11 protein-coding genes are annotated in these 15961 nt (G+C 62.0%); 5 read left to right on the top strand and 6 right to left on the bottom strand.

Translation table 11 applies throughout. The features are described 5' to 3' along the window. Positions 1 to 55 precede the first annotated feature (55 nt). Together rlmKL and ACXR0M_RS25115 are read left to right on the top strand one after the other, a co-directional pair. Positions 56 to 2326 (top strand): bifunctional 23S rRNA (guanine(2069)-N(7))-methyltransferase RlmK/23S rRNA (guanine(2445)-N(2))-methyltransferase RlmL, encoded by a 2271-nt coding sequence (gene rlmKL, locus ACXR0M_RS25110; RefSeq protein WP_458834327.1) that lies wholly within the window; start codon positions 56 to 58, stop codon positions 2324 to 2326. A 147-nt stretch (positions 2327 to 2473) separates the two neighbouring features. Then, the gene (locus ACXR0M_RS25115) at positions 2474 to 4861 is read left to right on the top strand and encodes a sensor domain-containing diguanylate cyclase (protein ID WP_458834328.1); all 2388 of its coding nucleotides are present in this window, start codon (positions 2474 to 2476) and stop codon (positions 4859 to 4861) included. A 138-nt stretch (positions 4862 to 4999) separates the two neighbouring features. On the opposite strand, the gene dacB is transcribed toward ACXR0M_RS25115, so the two are convergent. Beyond that, positions 5000 to 6460 carry a D-alanyl-D-alanine carboxypeptidase/D-alanyl-D-alanine endopeptidase gene (gene dacB, locus ACXR0M_RS25120; RefSeq protein WP_458834329.1) on the bottom strand — a complete coding sequence of 487 codons (1461 nt, stop codon included), beginning with the start codon at positions 6458 to 6460 and terminating at the stop codon, positions 5000 to 5002. Between dacB and ACXR0M_RS25125 the strand changes: the two genes are divergently transcribed. Then, entirely contained in the window at positions 6461 to 6652 is a 192-nt protein-coding gene (locus tag ACXR0M_RS25125) for a hypothetical protein (RefSeq protein ID WP_458834330.1), read from the top strand. 43 nt (positions 6653 to 6695) lie between these two features. Beyond that, positions 6696 to 7040: a YggL family protein gene (locus ACXR0M_RS25130; RefSeq protein ID WP_458834331.1), complete on the top strand. Its 345-nt coding sequence runs from the start codon at positions 6696 to 6698 to the stop codon at positions 7038 to 7040. Positions 7041 to 7162: 122 nt separating this feature from the next. Here the strand turns inward: ACXR0M_RS25130 and ACXR0M_RS25135 are convergent, their stop codons facing one another. Continuing rightward, positions 7163 to 8353, bottom strand: coding sequence for a benzoate/H(+) symporter BenE family transporter (locus ACXR0M_RS25135; protein ID WP_458834332.1), 1191 nt, complete (start codon positions 8351 to 8353; stop codon positions 7163 to 7165). A 353-nt stretch (positions 8354 to 8706) separates the two neighbouring features. On the opposite strand from ACXR0M_RS25135, the gene ACXR0M_RS25140 reads away from it, so the two are divergent. After that, positions 8707 to 9471 carry a GntR family transcriptional regulator gene (locus tag ACXR0M_RS25140; RefSeq protein WP_007961054.1) on the top strand — a complete coding sequence of 255 codons (765 nt, stop codon included), beginning with the start codon at positions 8707 to 8709 and terminating at the stop codon, positions 9469 to 9471. A 153-nt stretch (positions 9472 to 9624) separates the two neighbouring features. Here ACXR0M_RS25140 and guaD read toward each other — a convergent pair whose 3' ends face one another. The 4 genes from guaD to xdhA form a co-directional block, all read right to left on the bottom strand. Further along, the gene (gene guaD / locus ACXR0M_RS25145; RefSeq protein WP_458834333.1) at positions 9625 to 10929 is read right to left on the bottom strand and encodes a guanine deaminase; all 1305 of its coding nucleotides are present in this window, start codon (positions 10927 to 10929) and stop codon (positions 9625 to 9627) included. A gap of 13 nt (positions 10930 to 10942) precedes the next feature. Then, positions 10943 to 11800, bottom strand: a complete 858-nt coding sequence (xdhC, locus tag ACXR0M_RS25150) for a xanthine dehydrogenase accessory protein XdhC (protein WP_458834334.1) — start codon at positions 11798 to 11800, stop codon at positions 10943 to 10945. A 145-nt stretch (positions 11801 to 11945) separates the two neighbouring features. Then, complete coding sequence (gene xdhB / locus ACXR0M_RS25155; protein WP_458834335.1) at positions 11946 to 14345, bottom strand: xanthine dehydrogenase molybdopterin binding subunit; 2400 nt, start codon at positions 14343 to 14345, stop codon at positions 11946 to 11948. Continuing rightward, positions 14338 to 15792: a xanthine dehydrogenase small subunit gene (xdhA, locus tag ACXR0M_RS25160; RefSeq protein ID WP_458834336.1), complete on the bottom strand. Its 1455-nt coding sequence runs from the start codon at positions 15790 to 15792 to the stop codon at positions 14338 to 14340. Before xdhA ends, xdhB begins: the two co-directional genes overlap by 8 nt. Positions 15793 to 15961 lie beyond the last annotated feature (169 nt).

Genomic DNA, 15961 nt, shown 5'->3' on the forward strand with positions numbered 1-15961 from the left:
AAAACCGGATCGGCAATGCGTTGCCGGTTCACTAGCCAAAGGCTCTGGAAATACCATGTCCGACCGTTTCGAACTCTTCCTCACTTGCCCTAAAGGTCTTGAAGGCCTGCTTATCGAGGAAGCCGTCGGGCTTGGCCTTGAAGAAGCTCGCGAGCACACCTCCGCCGTGCGTGGCATGGCGACCATGGAAACCGCTTACCGCCTGTGCCTCTGGTCGCGTCTGGCCAACCGCGTGCTGCTGGTGCTCAAGCGCTTTCCGATGAAAGACGCCGAAGACCTGTACCACGGCGTGCTCGATATCGAATGGCAAGATCACATGCTTGCCGACGGCACCCTGGCGGTGGAATTCAGCGGCCATGGCTCGGGCATCGACAACACCCACTTCGGCGCCTTGAAGGTCAAGGACGCCATTGTCGACAAACTGCGCACCCCGCAGGGCGACCGTCCGTCGATCGACAAGCTCAACCCGGACCTGCGCATTCACCTGCGCCTGGATCGCGGCGAAGCGATCCTCTCCCTTGATCTCTCCGGCCACAGCCTGCACCAGCGCGGCTACCGCCTGCAGCAGGGCGCTGCGCCGCTGAAGGAAAACCTCGCGGCAGCGATCCTGATCCGTTCCGGCTGGCCGCGCATCGCAGCCGAAGGCGGCGCGCTGGCTGACCCGATGTGCGGTGTCGGTACGTTCCTGGTCGAGGCCGGCATGATCGCCGCCGACATGGCGCCGAACCTGCGCCGCGAGCAGTGGGGTTTCACCGCGTGGCTGGGGCACGTCCCGGCGCTGTGGAAAAAACTCCATGAAGAAGCCGTCGAGCGTGCCGCTGCCGGTCTGGCCAAGCCACCGCTGTGGATTCGCGGTTACGAAGCCGATCCACGCCTGATTCAACCGGGGCGCAACAACGTCGAGCGCGCCGGGCTGAGCGAGTGGATCAAGATCTATCAGGGCGAAGTCGCGACTTTCGAGCCGCGTCCGGACCAGAACCAGAAAGGTCTGGTGATCTGCAACCCGCCGTACGGTGAGCGTCTGGGTGACGAAGCCAGCCTGCTTTATCTGTATCAGAACCTCGGCGAGCGTCTGCGTCAGGCCTGCCTGAACTGGGAAGCGGCGGTGTTCACCGGTGCGCCGGATCTGGGCAAGCGCATGGGCATTCGCAGCCACAAACAGTATTCGTTCTGGAACGGCGCGCTGCCGTGCAAACTGCTGCTGATCAAGGTGCTGCCGGATCAGTTTGTCACCGGCGAGCGTCGCACCCCGGAACAGCGTCAGGCCGAGCGCGAGCAAGCGGCTTACGACCAGACCCCGGACGAGCCGCAAGAGCGCAAGTTCAACAAGAACGGCAACCCGATCAAGCCCACGCCCGCCCCGGCGCCGGTGATCGAGCAGCCGCGCCTGAGCGAAGGCGGGCAGATGTTTGCCAACCGCCTGCAGAAAAATCTCAAGGCACTGGGCAAGTGGGTCAAGCGCGAGGGCATCGATTGCTACCGCGTCTACGATGCCGACATGCCGGAATATGCGATGGCCATCGACCTGTACCACGACTGGGTGCACGTGCAGGAATACGCGGCGCCGAAGTCGATCGATCCGGAAAAGGCCTCGGCGCGCATGTTCGATGCGCTGGCCGCGATCCCGCAGGCGCTGAATGTCGACAAGAGCCGCGTGGTGGTCAAACGCCGCGAGCGCCAGAGCGGCACCAAGCAGTACGAGCGTCAGGCTGCGCAGGGCAAGTTCAATGAGGTCAGCGAAGGCGGCGTGAAGCTGCTGGTGAACCTCACCGACTACCTCGACACCGGGCTGTTCCTCGACCACCGGCCGATGCGCATGCGCATTCAGAAAGAGGCGGCCGGCAAGCGCTTCCTCAATCTGTTCTGCTACACCGCGACTGCCAGCGTGCACGCGGCCAAGGGCGGTGCGCGCAGCACCACCAGCGTCGACCTGTCGAAAACCTACCTCGACTGGGCGCGTCGCAATCTGTCGCTGAACGGCTTCTCCGACAAGAACCGTCTGGAGCAGGGCGACGTGATGGCGTGGCTGGAAAGTAGTCGCGACGAGTACGACCTGATCTTCATCGATCCGCCGACCTTCTCCAACTCCAAGCGCATGGAAGGCATCTTCGACGTGCAGCGTGACCAGGTGCAGTTGATCGACCTGGCCATGGCGCGTCTGGCACCGGGTGGCGTGCTGTACTTCTCCAACAACTTCCGCAAGTTCCAGTTGGAGGAAAACCTCGCCGAGCGTTACGCGGTCGAGGAAATCAGCGCGCAGACCATTGATCCGGATTTTGCCCGCAACACCAAAATTCACCGCGCCTGGAAAATCACGGCTCGTTGACACTTTGCCGGGTTGGATCCACAGAGCCTTGATTTTTAAAGGCTCTGCGGATCCGCCCGGAGCTAGCCAAATTAATGGCTAATAGCTATAACTCAACTCATGGCCAACGGGGGCTCCCCCGAAACACTGGCGTAGTGAGTTGCCCTTATGTCGTTGCACCCCGTGCGCCCGAAGATTCTGGGTTTTATCAGCGAAGACGTCTCGGCCTGGCTGGTCGCGCTGCTGGTATTGCTCGCCGGCGGGATTCTTACGGGGTTGCTCGCCTGGGCCACCCTCAATCAGATCAACCATCAATTGCGCCAACGCTTCCAGCTGCTGGCCAATGAGCGTTACAGCCGCATCGAAGAGCGTTTCCAGGATCAGGAGCAGCGTCTCGATGGCCTGCGCCGCTTCTTCGCCAATTCCGATTCGGTGTCGCGCAGCGAATTCGATGGCTATGCCAAACCTCTTCTTTTACGCACCCAGGCCTATTCCTACGCGCCACGGGTCAGCCGTGCCGATCGTCCAGCCATCGAACAAGCTGTACGCGCCGAGGGTTTCAGCACCTTTACCTTTCGTGAGCTGACTGCCGACGGCCAGTTGCAGACCGCAGCCGATCGCCCGGAATACGTGCCGGTCATCTATACGCAGAGCCAGAGTCGCCTGCCGCCGCCCTTGGGTTACGACTTGCTGGCGCAGCCATTACGCCGCGCGACCCTGGAGCGCGCTGACCGAACCGGGCACATGGCGGTGTCGCAGCCGTTGCACCTGGTCGGCATCGATCCTGCGTATGCCCGGGGCGTGTTGCTGGTGGCGCCGGTCTCGCGTGAACCTGCGCCGGGAGCGATGCCGGAAGGTTATGTGATGGCGGTGATCAGCATGCATCAGCTGCTGGCCGACGGCCTGCCCGAGGACAGCCAGGACTTCCTCACCGTACGCATTCTCGACCTGTCCACCGATGACCAGCATGAAGTGCTCTACGAGTCGGCGAACAAAACCGGTGACAGCGATCTGTCGGCCACGCGGTTGTTGCGCATGGCCGACCATGACTATCAAGTGGAGATGCAGCCCAGCGAAGCATTTCTCCAGGCCAACCATTCCTCGATCAGCAGCCTGGTGATCCTGGGCGCGCTGCTGAGTCTGTTGCTCAGCGCCTTGCTGTATGTGCTAGTGAGCCAGCGCCAGCGCGCCTTGCGCATGGTCGAACTGCGCACCGAGGAGCTGCGCGCCCGCGAGCAGGAGTTGCGCGGCACCCACGGCCAGTTGCGCGGGGTGCTGAACGCGGCGACGCAAGTGGCGATCATCGCCACCGACCTGCGCGGGGTGATCAACACCTTCAACCCCGGCGCGGAGCAGATGCTTGGCTACAGCAGCGCCGATGTCGTCGGCCGCATGACCCTGGAAAACCTGCATCTGCCGCGGGAACTGGCGGCGCGCGCGGCGGAGTTGAGCGCGCGTTATGGCAAGGTCATTCCGACTTGTCACGCGATGCTGGTCGAGGGCGGCGAGGTCGGCGGCCATGAAGCGCGGGAGTGGACGCTGGTGCGCAGCGACGGTAGCCATCTGCCGGTGAACATGCTCGCCACCCCGGTGCTGGATGAGCAAGGCTTGTGGGTCGGGCATCTGGCGATCTGCATCGACATCACCGAGCGCAAGCGCGTGCACGAAGCGCTGGCGGCGCGCGATGTGCTGCTGAAAAAGCTCAGCGCCCATGTGCCCGGCGGCATCTACCAATTCAAGATGGAATTCGACGGGCGTTTCAGTGTGATCTACGCCAGCGACGGCATCCGCGAGATCTACGAGCTGGAGCCGGACGTGCTGCTGCTCAACGCCGAGGCGATTTTCACCCGCATCCATCCGCAGGATGTTTCGCGGGTGCGCCATTCGATCCGCGCTTCGGCGGATACCCTCAGCCCGTGGCGCGAGGAATACCGCGTGCAATTGCCCTCGCGCGGCCTGCGCTGGGTCCGCGGCGAGGCGACGCCGGAGGAACTGCCGGGCGGCGGGGTGCTGTGGCACGGCTATATTTCCGATATTTCCGACCTGAAACGGGTGGAGGAAGAGCTGCGCGCATTGTCGGTCACCGACTCGCTGACCGGCATTCACAACCGCCGCTATTTCCAGGAGCGCCTGACCACCGAAATGGCCCGGGTCGAGCGCGGCGGTGGCGAGCTGTCAGTGATCATGCTCGACATCGACCACTTCAAGCGCATCAACGATCAGTACGGGCATGCCGTGGGCGACCGGGTGTTGCAAGCGGTGTGCGAGCGCATCGGCCATCGTCTGCGCCGCACCGATGTGTTCTGTCGGCTGGGCGGCGAGGAGTTCATGGTGTTGTGCCCGGACATTGACGGCGAGCACGCTTACGTCCTCGCGCTGGAGCTGTGGCAAGGTTTGCGCAGTACGCCGGTGGATGTGGTCGGCGTGGTGACGGCGAGTTTCGGCATCGCCAGTTGGCGCCCGGGGGAGGGTGCGGATGCGTTGTTGCTGCGGGCGGATTCGGGGGTGTATGCGGCGAAGCAGGGCGGGCGCGATCGGGTGGAGCAGATGAGCTGACATTTGATCCACCACAAAACCTGTGGGAGCTGGCTTGCCAGCGATAGGGTTATGTCAGTCAGCCTATTCGTTGGCTGACACTCCGCTATCGCTGGCAAGCCAGCTCCCACAAGGTTTGGCGGTGTTGGATAGATCGGCTTACAACGCTGCAGCGCTCTGCGGCAACCGCGGTTGCTTGTACAGATCCAGCAGCACCTGATCCAGCACCGACGACGCGCCGAACGGGGCCTTGTCGTTGAGGATCGCCACCACCGCCCAGGTGTTGCCGTTGACGTCGCGGCTGAAGCCGGCGATGGCGCGCACGGTGTTCAGGGTGCCGGTCTTGACGTGGGCTTCGCCGCGCATCGCGGTGGTTTTCAGGCGTTTGCGCATGGTGCCGTCGGTACCGGCAATCGGCAGCGAGCTGATGTACTCGGCGGCGTACGGGCTGTGCCAGGCGGCTTGCAGCATGTTGGCCATCTCGCGGGCGCTGACGCGTTCGGCGCGGGACAGCCCGGAGCCGTTCTCCATCACCAGGTGCGGCGCGGTGATGCCTTTCTTCGCCAGCCACTGGCGCACCACACGCTGCGCAGCCTTGGCATCGTCACCGTCGGCTTCGTTGCGGAATTTCTGGCCGAGGCTCAGGAACAGCTGCTGGGCCATGGTGTTGTTACTGTATTTGTTGATGTCGCGGATGATTTCCGCCAGATCCGGCGAGTAGGCGCGGGCCAGCAGCTTGGCGCTGCTCGGGGTCGCGGCGAGACGATCCTTGCCCTGGATGCTGCCGCCCAGTTCTTTCCAGATCGCGCGCACGGCGCCGGCGGTGTAGGTCGCGTGATCGAGCAGCGACAGGTAGGTCTGCGAGCTGCAGCCTTCGCCCAACTGCCCGGCAACGCTCACGGTCACGCTGCCATCCGGCTGGGTCACCGGGTTGTAGCGCACGCCGCCGGTGCACTGCTTGGAGTTGAGCGCCTTCACCGTGTTTTCGATGTGCACGCTGGCAATCGGCGGCTCGACCGAGATCAGCACCCGGCCATTGTCATTGCGCGCGACGAAGCGCAGCGCCTTGAGGTTGACCAGCAGCGAATCGGGCTTGACCAGGAACGGCTTGTTCTCGTCGTTGCCGTCATCGTTGAACTCGGGCAGTTGCGGCTGGATGAAGAAGCTGCGGTCGAGGATCAGGTCGCCGGTGACCTGGGTCACGCCGTTGGCGCGCAGGTCACGCATCAGCAGCCAGAGTTTTTCCATGTTCAGCTTCGGATCGCCGCCACCCTTGAGGTACAGGTTGCCGTTGAGGATGCCGCCGCTGAGATCGCCGTCGGTGTAGAACTCGGTTTTCCACTGGTGGTTGGGGCCGAGCATTTCCAGCGCGGCGTAGGTGGTGACCAGTTTCATCGTCGAGGCCGGGTTGACCGAAACGTCGGCATTGAACACCGTCGGATTGCCGGGGCCGTCGAGCGGGATCATCACCAGCGACAGCGCGGTGGGTTGCAGTTTGCTGGCCTTGAGGGCTTTTTCGACGTTAGGGGTGAGGGCGGTATTGATGGTGGCGGCAGACACCGGCAGGGCCAGGGGCAAAAGAAGGCCGGCGAGAAACAGTGGACGCAACGATTTGATCATATGAAATGGAACCCTGCAGAAGAGGGGAAAAATAACGAGGGCATGGATGAAAAAGCCCTCAGTGGTCATGAAAGTGTCGGCATTATGCCCCAAGGTGTAACAGCTTGTGCCTCGCCCGGGGCGGCCATTTCGTTATTTTTTTTACAGGCGGTCGGCCACGCTGCCCAGAGAGTCGGGCAATTGACCGCTTAAACTGGTAAAGTGCCGGCCGTTATTACTTAAGAGGATTGTTCCAATGGCGACTAACCGTTCCCAGCGTCTGCGCAAAAAACTGTGCGTCGATGAATTTCAAGAGCTGGGTTTCGAACTGAACCTGGACTTCAAAGAAGACTTGTCCGAAGAAGCCATTGACGCTTTCCTCGAAGCATTCATCAAAGAAGCCATGGAAGCCAATGGTCTGGGCTATGTCGGCGGCGACGACTTCGGTCTGGTATGCCTGCAGAAGCGTGGCTCGGTCAACGAAGAGCAGCGCGCTGCCGTTGAAGCGTGGCTGAAAGGCCGTAGCGAACTGACCGGCATGACCGTCAGCCCGCTGCTGGACGTGTGGTATCCGGAAAAGCCGATCAACGCGGCCAAGTGATACTGAAAAAAACGGCGACCCTTGGGTCGCCGTTTTTTTTTGAAGATCAAAAGATCGCAGCCTGCGGCAGCTCCTACACCTGACCTCTGTAGGAGCTGCCGAAGGCTGCGATCTTTTGCTTTTCAGGCTTTACGCCAATTCAAAATCAGCAGCGTCAAAACCCCCGCCACAATCCCCCAAAACGCCGACCCAATGGAAAACAGCGTCAGCCCTGACGCCGTCACCATAAAGGTGATCAGCGCCGCCTCACGTTCCTTCACTTCGCTCATGGCAATGCTCAGACCATTGATGATCGAGCCGAACAGCGCCAGCGCGGCTATCGACAACACCAGTTCCTTCGGCAGCGCGGCAAACAGCGCCGCCAACGTCGCGCCGAACACCCCGGCGATCCCGTAGAAAATCCCGCACCACACCGCGGCGGTGTAGCGTTTGTTGCGATCTTCATGGGCATGCGGCCCGGTGCAGATGGCGGCGCTGATCGCTGCGAGGTTGATGCCATGGGAGCCGAACGGCGCCAGCAGCAACGAGGCGATGCCGGTGGTGGTGATCAGCGGCGAAGCCGGGACGTTATAGCCGTCGGCGCGCAGCACGGCGATGCCGGGCATGTTCTGCGAAGTCATGGCCACCACGAACAGCGGGATGCCGATGCTGATGGTCGCCGCCAGCGAGAAATGCGGAGTGGTCCACACCGGCGTCGCCACCTCCAGATGAAAGCCGCTGAAATCCAGCAAGCCCATGAATCCCGACAGCGCGGTGCCGATCAGCAGTGCGGCGAGCACCGCGTAGCGCGGCGACAGGCGTTTGACCACGAGATAGGTGAAAAACATGCCCAGGACCAGACCGGTGCGATGTTGCGCGGCGACGAAGATTTCGCTGCCGATCTTGAACAGAATCCCCGCCAGCAACGCCGCGGCCAGCGACGCCGGGATCTTTTTCACCAGGCGTTCGAAGCTGCCGGTCAGGCCGCAAATCGTGACTAACACTGCGCAAGTGATGTAGGCGCCGATCGCCTCGCCATAGGAGACGCCGCCGAGGCTGGTGATCAGCAGCGCCGCGCCCGGGGTCGACCAGGCGATGGTGATGGGGGTGCGATAGCGCAGCGACAGGCCGATCGAACACACGGCCATGCCGATCGAGATCGCCCAGATCCATGAGGAAATCTGCCCGCTGCTCAAACCCGCCGCTTGCCCGGCCTGGAACATCAGCACCAGGGAGCTGGTGTAGCCGGTCATCATCGCGATGAAGCCGGCGACGATGGCCGAAGGCGAAGTGTCGGCGAGCGGGCGCAGGCGGGTGTAGGTGGCGTCGTTCATGACGGCGGTGTTCCTTATACAAATGAAGATCCCCGCCCCCGACACATCCCTGTAGGAGCTGCCGAAGGCTGCGATCTTTTGATCTTGCTTTTTAAAATCAAAATCAAAAGATCGCAGCCTTCGGCAGCTCCTACATGAGCGGGTTGGGTGCGAAGGCGGATTCTGCGATCAAGCCTAAACTCAATCGTAACGGATCGTTGCAATACAGCCGTGGTCACAAACAGCCATACAGTCGTGTTGCCACCATCCATTGTGTACAATCGCGCTGTTTTTTACGCGATACTTGCCAGCGACCTACTGTGCCGTATTACAGTCACGGTCTATTCGCCGCAGTTCTCCCGACTCGAGTGCCCATGAACGAACAGTTGCAACCCCTCAAGAAACAACCGCGAGCAGGCAAAGCCGGCCGCAGCGGAACCCAGGACGATATTGTCTACGCGCATATCTTCGAGGCCATCCTCGAACAGCGTCTGGCGCCCGGCACCAAGTTGAGCGAAGAAGCGCTGGGGGAAATCTTCGGGGTCAGCCGCACCATCATTCGTCGCGCGCTGTCGCGCCTGGCCCATGAAGGCGTGGTGCTGTTGCGGCCGAACCGTGGCGCCGTAGTCGCCAGCCCGAGCGTTGAAGAAGCGCGCCAGGTGTTCATGGCCCGCCGTCTGGTGGAGCGTGCGATCACCGAGCTGGCCGTGCAGCACGCCACCGCCGAGCAGATTGCCGAACTGCGGCAGATGGTCAACGACGAGCGCGACAGCTTCTCCCGTGGCGATCGCGGTGCCGGCATTCGTCTGTCGGGCGAATTCCACCTGAAACTGGCCGAAGCGGCGAAAAACGCTCCGCTGATCAGCTTCCAGCGCAGCCTGGTCTCGCAGACCTCGCTGATCATCGCCCAGTACGAAAGCGGCAACCGCTCGCATTGCTCCTACGACGAGCACACCCAGTTGATCGACGCCATCGAAGCGCGCAACGGTGAGCTGGCGGTGGACTTGATGATGCATCACATGGATCACATCGACAGCAAGCTCAACCTCGACGAAGAGAGTGCCTCGGATGACCTGCATGCGGTGTTTTCGCATCTGTTGCAGACCAAGAAGCCGGGGCGTCCGGCGGCCAAGCTCTAAAGTAGACCGAGTCGCTCCCTTCGCGAGCAAGCCCGCTCCCACATTGAAATGCATTCCCCCTGTGGGAGCGGGCTTGCTCGCGAAGACTTCCTGACGGCAATAAAAATCCCCCGGAGCTGAACGCTACCGGGGGATTTTTTTGCCTCGGAAAACTCAGCGCTGATGCACCAGCGCACCCGCCGCATAGGTCTGCTGCACGGTGCGGTCATCGCCCAGGGTCATCAGCACAAACAAGGTCTCGGCAATATTGTTGGCCTGCTTCAGGCGGTAGCTGAGCAGCGGCGTGGCGTTGTAATCCAGCACCAGGAAGTCGGCATCAGAGCCCGGTTGCAGGTTGCCGATCTTGTCTTCCAGACGCAGCGCCCGCGCTCCGCCCAGGGTCGCCAGGTACAGCGACTTGAACGGACTCAGGCGCGCACCCTGCAACTGCATGACCTTGTAGGCTTCGTTGAGGGTCTGCAGCAGCGAGAAACTGGTGCCGCCGCCGACGTCGGTACCGAGGCCGACATTCAGTTTGTGCTTCTCGGCCATTGGCAGGTTGAACAGGCCACTGCCGAGGAAGAAGTTCGACGTCGGGCAGAACGAGATTGCCGACCCGGTCTCCGCCAGACGCGCGCATTCGTCATCGCACAGGTGCACGCCGTGGGCGAAGACCGAGCGCTCGCCGAGCAGTTTGTAGTGATCGTAAACGTCGAGGTAGCCCTTGCGCTCCGGGAACAGTTCCTTGACCCACTCGATTTCCTTGAGGTTCTCGCTGATGTGGGTCTGCATGTACAGATCCGGGTATTCGCTGAGCAACTGGCCAGCGAGGGTCAGCTGTTCCGGAGTGCTGGTCGGGGCGAAGCGCGGGGTGACCGCGTAGTGCAGGCGGCCCTTGCCGTGCCAGCGCTCGATCAGCGCCTTGCTCTCGACGTAGCTCGACTCGGCGGTGTCGGTCAGGTAGTCCGGGGCATTGCGGTCCATCATCACCTTGCCGGCGATCATCCGCAGATCCAGCTTCTCGGCGGCCTCGAAGAACGAGTTCACCGACTGCGGGTGCACGCTGCCGAACACCAGTGCGGTGGTGGTGCCGTTGCGCAGCAGTTCCTTGATGAAAATGTCGGCGACGTCATCGGCGTGTGCCTTGTCGCCGAACTGGCTCTCACACGGGAAGGTGTAAGTGTTGAGCCAGTCCAGCAACTGTTCGCCATAAGACCCGACCATGCCGGTTTGCGGCAGGTGGATGTGGGTGTCGATGAAGCCCGGGGTGATCAGCGCATCCTGATAATGCTCGATCGCGATGTCCGCCGGCAGTGTCGGCAGCAGTTCGCTGGCGTGGCCGAGGGCGCTGATTTGGCCGCCATCGACCACCAGCAGGCCGTCCTCGAAATATTCGTAGGAGGCTTCGATCCCGACTTCGGCGGGGTCGGCGATGCTGTGCAGGATGGCGGCGCGGTAGGCTTTGCGAGTCAGAGGCATGAGGGTTCTCTAATCAGTTTGAGGCTTTGAGTTTGGCGGCCTGACTGCGGCGCGACACCGGCAGCAGTCGGGCAATCGGTTCGGCGCTGGCGCTGTGCTGGCCGAAGTTGGCGTTATAGGTGGCGATGATTTCGCCGGCGATGGAGATAGCGATTTCCACCGGCAATTTGCCTTTGACTTCGCCGATGCCCATCGGGCAACGCATGCGTTGCACCACGGCGGGGTCGAAGCCGCGGTCACGCAGGCGATGTTCGAATTTGGCGCGTTTGGTCTTTGAGCCGATCAGGCCGAACCAGGTGAAGTCGTTGCGCTTGAGGATGGCGGCGGTGAGTTCCAGGTCGAGCTGATGGTTGTGGGTCATGACGATGCAGTAGCTGCCGGCGGGCAGGTCGTCGATTTCATCCACAGGTTCTTCGGCGACGATTTTGCGCACGCCGTGGGGAATCTGCGGCGGGAACTCCTCTTCCCGCGAGTCGATCCAGCGCACCCGGCAGGGCAGGCTGGCGAGCAGCGGCACCAGCGCGCGGCCAACGTGACCGGCGCCGAACACGGCGATCTGCGCCTGCACCTGGCCCATCGGTTCGAACAGCAGCACCGTGGCGCCGCCGCAGCACTGACCGAGGCTGGCGCCGAGGCTGAAGCGTTCCAGATGCGTGTCCTGCTTGCCGCTGGCGAGCATGTCGCGGGCGATCTGCATGGCCTTGTATTCCAGATGCCCGCCACCAATGGTGTCGAAGGCCTGTTTCGCGCTGACGACCATTTTCGAACCGGCATTACGCGGGGTCGAGCCGAGTTCTTCGATGATCGTCACCAGCACACAGGGCTCGCCCTGGTTCTGCAGGTCGGCGAGGGCGTCGATCCAGTTGTACATAGTTCACCCCTACAGCATCGTTGTCTGTTCCGGCCTCATCGCTGGCAAGCCAGCTCCCACAGGATTTGCGGTGTCACGCATATCGGGTCAACACCACAAAAACCTGTGGGAGCTGGCTTGCCAGCGATAGGCCGCGCCTCGGTCTTTAGAGCGGAGCCAGTTCGGTTTCAGCTTCGACCGCTTTCACCGCCTGCAACTGACGCATCTGCTCACACCCCCACAACACCCGCTCCGGGGTCGCCGGCGCATCGATCTTCGGCTGATGCTGGTAGTCACCGAGGCTCGCCACCGCGTCCTTGATCGCGCACCAAGCGGCAATGCCGAGCATGAACGGCGGCTCACCGACTGCCTTGGAATGGAACACCGTGTCTTCCGGGTTCTTGCGGTTTTCCACCAGCTTGACCCGCAAATCCAGCGGCATGTCGGCCACGGCCGGGATCTTGTAGCTGGCCGGGCCGTTGGTCATCAGCTTGCCCTTGTTGTTCCACACCAGCTCTTCCATGGTCAGCCAGCCCATGCCCTGGACAAAGCCGCCCTCGACCTGACCGATGTCGATCGCCGGGTTCAGCGAGGCGCCGACGTCGTGGAGGATGTCGGTACGCAGCATCTTGTATTCGCCGGTCAAGGTATCGACGATCACTTCGCAGCACGCCGCGCCGAAGGCGAAGTAGTAGAACGGCCGACCGCGGGCCTGGCTGCGGTCGTAGTAGATCTTCGGGGTCTTGTAGAAGCCGGTGCTCGACAGCGAGACCTGATTGAAATACGCCAGCTGGATCAGCGCTTCGAAGGTCAGGATCTGCTCGCGCACGCGCACATGGCCGTTGCGGAATTCGACGTCTTCGACGCTGACCTTGTAGTGCCGCGCGGCAAACTCCACCAAACGCTGCTTGATGATCTCGGCGGCGTTCTGTGCAGCCTTGCCGTTGAGGTCGGCACCGCTGGAGGCAGCGGTCGGCGAGGTGTTCGGCACTTTGTCGGTATTGGTCGCGGTGATCTGCACCCGATCCATTTCCACCTGGAACACTTCGGCCACCACTTGCGCGACCTTGGTATTGAGGCCTTGGCCCATTTCCGTGCCGCCGTGGTTGAGGTGGATGCTGCCGTCGGTGTAGACGTGGATCAGTGCGCCGGCCTGGTTCAAGAAGCTGGCGGTGAAGGAAATGCCGAATTTCACCGGAGTCAGCGCCAGGCCTTTTTTCAGGATCGGACTGTTGGCGTTGTAGCGGCGGATCGCTTCGCGGCGCTCGGCGTACTGACTGCTGGCCTCCAGTTCAGCGGTCATTTCCTCAAGCATGTTGTGCTCGACGGTCTGGTAGTAGTGGGTGACGTTGCGCTCGGTCTTGCCGTAGTAGTTGGCCTTGCGCACCGCCAGCGGATCGAGGTGGAGATGCCGGGCGATCGCGTCCATCACTTCTTCGATGGCAACCATGCCCTGCGGCCCGCCGAAACCGCGGTACGCGGTGTTCGACGCGGTGTTGGTCTTGCAGCGGTGACCATTGATGGTCGCATCACCGAGGTAATACGAGTTGTCCGAGTGGAACATCGCCCGGTCAACGATGGATGCCGACAGATCGGGCGAGCAGCCGCAGTTGCCGGCCAGATCCATGTTGATCCCGTGCAGGCGCCCGGTGCTGTCGAAGCCGACGTCGTACTCGACGTAGAACGGGTGACGCTTGCCAGTCATCAGCATGTCTTCGACCCGTGGCAGACGCATCTTGGTCGGCTGCCCGGTGAGGTGCGCGATCACCGCACACAGGCACGCCGGGCTCGCGGCCTGAGTTTCCTTGCCGCCGAAACCACCGCCCATGCGGCGCATGTCGACGACGATCTTGTTCATCGACACGTCGAGCACTTCGGCCACCAGTTTCTGCACTTCGGTGGGGTTCTGTGTCGAGCAGTAGACGATCATCCCGCCGTCTTCGGTGGGCATCACTGAGGAGATCTGCGTCTCCAGATAGAAGTGTTCCTGACCGCCGATGTGCAGCGTGCCTTGAATGCGGTGTTCAGCGCTCGCCAGTGCGGAGGCCGAATCACCGCGCTGGTGAGTGTGGCTGTCGAGCACGAAGTGGCGTTTGCGCAAGGCTTCGACCACGTCGAGCACCGGTTCCAGATCTTCGTATTCGATGATCGCTGCCATTGCCGCTTTGCGCGCGGTTTCCAGGTCTCTGGCGGCCACGGCCAGCACCGGTTGGCCGACGAACTGCACGTCGTCGATGGCCAGCAGCGGGTCGCCCGGCAGCAGCGGGCCGATGTCTTTCAGGCCCGGCACGTCTGCGTGGGTGATCGCAATGCGCACGCCTTCGAAGGCGTAGCAGGGCTTGGTGTCGATGCTGATGATTTTGGCGTGGGCGCGATCCGACAGCCGCGCGTAGACGTGCAGCTGATTGGGGAATTCCAGGCGATCATCGATGTACTGCGCTTCACCGGACACATGCTTGGCGGCGCTGTCGTGCTTGACGCTGCGGCCGACCCCGGTGGTCAGGTCCTTGGCGAACAGTTCAGCCAGTTCGGCTTGTGTCTTCTCTACGGCATGATGGTTAGACATAAGCGGTCACCCGAGTCTCGATGTGCGGTGTTTGCAGTTCGATGAAGTATTTGCGCAGCAGGTTCTGCGCGCTGAGCAGGCGATATTCCTTGCTGGCGCGGAAGTCCGAGAGCGGCGTGAAATCGTCGGTCAGGGCGGCGCAGGCGCGTTCGATCACGGCGTGGTTGAACGGCTGCCCGAGCAACACCGCTTCGCAGTGCGCGGCGCGTTTCGGGATCGCGGCCATGCCGCCGAACGCCATGCGTGCGTCAGTGATCACGCCATTTTCCACACGCAGGTTGAATGCGGCGCAGACCGCAGAGATATCGTCGTCCAGACGCTTGGACACCTTGTAGGCGCGGAAGCGCTGCTCGGCAGTGGCGCGCGGGACGATGATCTTCTCGATGAACTCGCTTTCCTGACGGGCGGTGACTTTGTAGTCGATGAAGTAATCTTCGAGGTTCAGCGTGCGTCGGGTTTCGCCTTTGCACAGCACCACCTGCGCGCCGAGGGCGATCAGCAGCGGTGGCGAGTCACCGATTGGCGAAGCGTTGCCGATGTTGCCGCCGAGAGTGCCCTGGTTGCGGATCTGCAGCGAGGCGAAGCGCTGCAGTAGTTCGCCGAAGTCCGGGTATTCGGCATTCAGCGCTTCGTAGCAGTCGGAGAGGGCGGTGGCGGCGCCGATTTCGATGCGATCGTCGAAGGTTTCGATGCGTTTCATTTCGGCGACGTTGCCGACGTAGATCATCACCGGCAAGGTGCGGTGGAACTGGGTGACTTCCAGCGCCAGGTCGGTACCGCCAGCCAGCAGGCGCGCTTGTGGATAAGCGTCATACAGATCGGCCAGATCGGCGACGGTCAGCGGCACCAGACAGCGCTTGTCACCGCTGTTGAGTTCGCCGATATCGCTCGGGGCGATGGCTTTGAGGCGGGCGATGGTTTCGGCTTCGCGGGCATCGAACTGGTCTGGCTGCTTGCCACAGCACGATTGCTCAGCGGCGGCGAGGATCGGCCGGTAGCCGGTGCAGCGGCAGAGGTTGCCGGCCAGCGCTTCGTGAGCCTTGGCCGGATCCGCGGCGTCGCTGTTCTTTTGCAGGGCGAACAGCGACATGACGAAACCGGGGGTGCAGAAGCCGCACTGCGAACCGTGACACTCGACCATGGCTTTCTGCACGCTGTGCAGTTCGCCTTGGTGTTTGAGGTCTTCGACGCTGATCAGTTGTTTGCCGTGCAGCGACGAGACGAAGGTCAGGCACGAATTGAGACTGCGATAGCGAATGTGTTCGCGGCCGGCGTCATCCGTTTGCAGTTCGCCGACCACCACGGTGCAGGCGCCACAGTCGCCGCTGGCGCAGCCTTCTTTGGTACCGGATTTGCCCACATGTTCGCGCAAGTAATTGAGCACGGTCAGGTTCGGGTCCAGGGCGTGCTCGCTACGGAGTTCCTGGTTTAGTAAAAACTGGATCACGGAAGGCCTCGCAGACTCATTATTGTTGTTAACCGACGTGAACCGAATTTAGCAGGTCTGACTTTTCGGTCAATGGTTTTCTGACTTAAAGGTCAGGAAAATCGGTTTTGTCGATTAACGCGTGCTCTATTGAGTATTGACCCTGAGCGGGTCCACTGCTTTTTTGCTT

The sequence above is a fragment of the Pseudomonas sp. Eth.TT006 genome (genome assembly GCF_054456575.1).